1 protein-coding gene is annotated in these 1,291 nt (G+C 61.6%); it reads left to right on the forward strand.

Annotation, left to right across the window (positions count from 1 at the left end; translation table 11 throughout):
- Positions 1 to 67: 67 nt before the first annotated feature.
- A protein-coding gene (locus ABZT12_RS39325; RefSeq protein ID WP_356394680.1) for an IS3 family transposase occupies positions 68 to 1,248 on the forward strand; the annotation gives its coding sequence in 2 pieces (ribosomal slippage) (positions 68 to 332 and positions 332 to 1,248; 1,182 coding nt in all).
- The last annotated feature ends 43 nt before the right edge of the window (positions 1,249 to 1,291 follow it).

Raw genomic sequence — 1,291 nt, forward strand, 5'->3', positions numbered from 1 at the left:
TGAGGGGCCACGAAGTTTCCGGACAGGCATCCAATAGGGTTGTCCTGAACAAGGAAACGAGGAAGAAGTGGCGCCACCCAGTAAGTACTCGCCGGAGTTCCGCGAGGAAGCCGTCCAGATCGCGTTGAGGTCAAGCAAGACGATCTCCGAAGTCGCCCGGGAGCTTGAGCTGAACTCGGAGACTCTGCGCGGCTGGGTGAAGAAGTACCAGAAGCAGCAGGAACCAACCCCCGATGCGGAACTGACGGTGAACGAGCGGGCGCGCCTGAAGGAACTCGAACGACGCAACCGCGAGCTGGAGATGGAAGTTACCTTCCTGAAAAAAGCCGCAGCGTACTTCGCGAAGGATCCCCGGTAGCAAGCAAGTACGAGTTCATCGACGAGATGCGGCTCGACACCGAGAAGTACGCATACAGCGTCGAGTTCATGTGCGACCGACTCGGCGTCTCCAGATCCGGCTACTACGACTGGCGATCCCGCCCGGAATCCGCGACCGCCCAGCGGCGCGAAGAACTGAAATTGCTCATCGAGAAAGCCTTCGACATGTCCGACAGCACCTACGGGCACCGGCGCATCCAGGCCCAGCTGCACCGCTGGGGCGTCACCGCAGGCGTGGAGCTGGTCCGCCGCCTCATGCGCGAACTGGGCCTGATTCCCTGCCAGCCACGGCCGAAGAGGTTCAACCTCACTCAGGCTGCGGCCGGCCAGGTGCCGGACCTCGTCGGCCGCGACTTCACCGCGGATGCGCCCGGCGAGAAGCTCGTCGGCGACATTACCTATATCGCGACCGGGGAAGGCTGGCTGTACCTCGCAACGGTCATCGACTGCTGCACGAAGGAAGTCATCGGTTACGCGATGGACGACCACTACCAAACCCCACTGATATCCAGAGCGATCCGCAACGCGGCACGGAACAGGAACCTCTCGGCCGACGCGATATTTCACTCGGATCGCGGAAGTAACTACATGTCAGCCGAGTTCGGGAAGACACTGGACCGCTTCGGGCTCCGCAGATCTGCCGGCCGCACCGGGATCTGTTTCGACAACGCCATGGCCGAATCGTTCTTCGGTGCCCTGAAGAACGAGCGCGCATCAAGGGTGACTTACCTGACCCGCGAGGCAGCCCGGCAGGACATCACTCGCTACATCGAATTCTGGTACAATCGCAAACGCCTCCACTCGGCAGTGGGTTACCGCCCTCCGCGCGAAGTCCACGCCGAGCACGAGAAGTTGCGAATCGCCGCGTGAAATAGACAGTCAGATGCCTGTCCGGAAAACGCGAGGCCCCTCA

Source organism: Streptomyces sp. NPDC005423 (assembly GCF_040606415.1).
Lineage (GTDB): Bacteria > Actinomycetota > Actinomycetes > Streptomycetales > Streptomycetaceae > Streptomyces.